3 protein-coding genes and 1 pseudogene are annotated in these 2,543 nt (G+C 42.9%); 2 read left to right on the forward strand and 2 right to left on the reverse strand.

Going from position 1 to position 2,543, the window contains the following annotated elements; genetic code table 11:
- Nucleotides 1–72 precede the first annotated feature (72 nt).
- Nucleotides 73–249, reverse strand: coding sequence for a hypothetical protein (locus AB4329_RS22160; protein ID WP_017061524.1), 177 nt, complete (start codon nt 247–249; stop codon nt 73–75).
- 525 nt (nt 250–774) lie between these two features.
- Here AB4329_RS22160 and AB4329_RS22165 point away from each other — a divergent pair.
- On the forward strand, nt 775–1,518 hold the full coding sequence (locus AB4329_RS22165) for a nucleoside recognition domain-containing protein (protein ID WP_372139296.1): 744 nt from the start codon (nt 775–777) through the stop codon (nt 1,516–1,518).
- Nucleotides 1,518–1,985, forward strand: a complete 468-nt coding sequence (locus AB4329_RS22170) for a YjiG family protein (protein ID WP_372139297.1) — start codon at nt 1,518–1,520, stop codon at nt 1,983–1,985. The genes AB4329_RS22165 and AB4329_RS22170 overlap by 1 nt, the downstream gene beginning before the upstream one ends.
- A gap of 373 nt (nt 1,986–2,358) precedes the next feature.
- Here AB4329_RS22170 and AB4329_RS22175 read toward each other — a convergent pair.
- Nucleotides 2,359–2,543: pseudogene (locus AB4329_RS22175) on the reverse strand (MBL fold metallo-hydrolase); the annotation flags it as partial.

A 2,543-nucleotide genomic window follows, 5' to 3' on the forward strand; every position in this document is an offset into this window, starting at 1 on the left:
GAAAGCCGCGATGAACCAAGAAAAAGCCCTACCGGACTCAGTGCCGATAGAGCTTATTCGAAATTGCCAACATTATGCAGCATTGAGATCAAACGTCAGTGTTTGTTCTGCTGCACATACTTCAACAGGCCAGCCATAGGATTGGTATTCAAGCGCAAGTTTGTCCGCTACTACGCGAGATACTGTTGCAGTGATCCACATGCCTTTGCCCATTACTTGATATTTAAGCGTTCTCATTTCCATAGTCATCACCGTTCTCCTTCTATATTGGCTGCGCGAAGTCTATAGCACCTCTGAGGGCTGAAATTTCGAATTAAGCTCAAATTCTTTATAAAATGGCTCACTGTTTGCGCTTGGCTCAAAACTCAATCAACTAAGGGAAAACGGTTGCGTTCTGGAAGCAAAATCACTTTTTAAGTCTCTGTATTATAATCGAATTAAAATTGACCAGAAAAACAATGTAAGAGATCTCTTACAGCATTATCAGAGATCGCACTAGGTAAAAACTTCTCACTAGAAGCCAGACTTGTGTGGCGATTGTGTGCGTTTTTGGTTGCGCTGTTGAAGCAAGATTTTTTAGTTTTGTATGTGAAATATTCTAATTTATTTAGCGTATGGTCCTGCTTTTAAATCCAAATCACAGTTTTATATGTTGCTGTGCTTCTTTTATTTAAACCGATACGCTATTTGATTTTGGTCATTAACCTTTCGCTCATTAGTTTGCACTATCTATACGTGTTCTGTTCCATATAAGCGAGATGTATAGAGGTCCTTGTGACTAATCCAACCAAAACCGATCGTAAAGTCACGATCGGCAGCTATATCGCACTCGCGTTCGCGATGGTGTTCTTTTCAGGCTTAATGCAGTCCAATGAATGGTATGGAGTGTTCGATTTTACAACGCTCAACGGTTCATTCGGTAAGGTCGCTTACGATGTGAGTGAAACGGCCGATGGTATTCAAGCGGCAACGACGTCACTGCGTGGTAAAGGCGGTAGTGGTGCTCGCGACGGTTTCATTTTTGCTTTGACACTTATTCCGACCGTGATGTTTGCACTGGGTATGATCAACGTACTTGAGCACTACGGTGCACTGGATGCGGCTCGTAAACTACTGACACCTCTGCTTCGCCCTCTGATGGGTATTCCGGGTAACTCAGGCTTGGCACTGATCGCTTCTTTGCAAAGTACCGATGCTGGCGCAGCGATGACACGTCAGCTGAAAGACGAAGGACATCTGACTAAGCGTGAAACCGATGTGTTCACCATGTTCCAGTTTACGGCGGGTGCGGCGATCGTTAACTTTTTCTCTTCAGGTGCGGTGCTGTTCACTCTAGCCGCGATGGACGGCTCTTTAGCGGTGACATCGTCAATTGGTTTGGCTGTCGCTGTGATGTTTATCTTTAAGTTTGTCGGCGCGAATCTGTTCCGTATTTACCTCAACATTACTGAAGGCAAAGAAGACAAACCAAAATCAGACAAAGAACAAAAACTGGAAGAGGAAGAGGAAGTAGCATAATGAGCGAAGTTAAAGCAAAGAAACCAATGGTTACTGATATTTTCGTTGAAGGTGCTAAGAAAGGCTGGGTTATTGCGACTACCTCTACGGTACCGAATGTTCTGATGGCGTTTGTGATCATCAAGGCATTGCAGATAACGGGTGCGCTGGATTTGATGGGCAGTGTATTTGCTCCAATTATGGCGGTATTTGGTTTACCTGGCGAAGCGGCAGCGGTATTGATCGGTGCGTGGATGTCGATGGGTGGCGCGGTGGGCGTGGTTATCACGCTGTTTGACAAAGGTATTCTGAACGGCAACCATATAGCTATCTTGGCGCCAGCTATCTACTTGATGGGCTCTCAGGTGCAATACATGGGCCGTATTATGGGACCAATTGGTACTGAAGGTCGCTACATCCCGGTGATGATCGCGATTTCGGTATTGAATGCGTTAGGTGCAATGTTCTTGATGAACATTATTTTGTAACGTGACTTTGAACGGTTAGCTGCGAACAGCTTTCAGACGTTACAAAAAAGCACACTTAACTTAAAGTTAGACTTAAAAGTTAGAAACCCCTTACACAACGAGGGCTAGAAGCCATTTATCTAACTTTTACATGTAGATCTAATTTTTCTGTAAGAGTTCAGGTGCTAAATGAAAAAATTAGATCACCAAAAATTGGTGGTCTCTACTATATTTTTATCTAACTTTATATGTACTGGTTCATACTCAGTCTGACAAAATCGTGGTTCGATTTCACCTGTTCACACAATCATACACTAACCACTAAACTCATTTTTGGACAAAAATCATTTAGATTATTTACTTAAATCGAGAGTCATCGGATTAGTTCAGGTATCTAAAACTCCAAGGTCTCACCATCAGCAGGAATAAGGACTTTATCTGACAAACCGTTTTTATCAATTGCTTCTTTAAGAATTGGTCGAGTCACTGCACAGTGGTTTAGTGCCTCCATATGGTTCGCAATCACCTTGTTAGGGGAAAGACGGATAAACTCCATCACTTCATCAATAGACATCAATA

This window comes from Vibrio sp. 10N.261.54.A5 (genome assembly GCF_041471145.1).
Classification (GTDB): Bacteria; Pseudomonadota; Gammaproteobacteria; order Enterobacterales; family Vibrionaceae; genus Vibrio; species Vibrio crassostreae_C.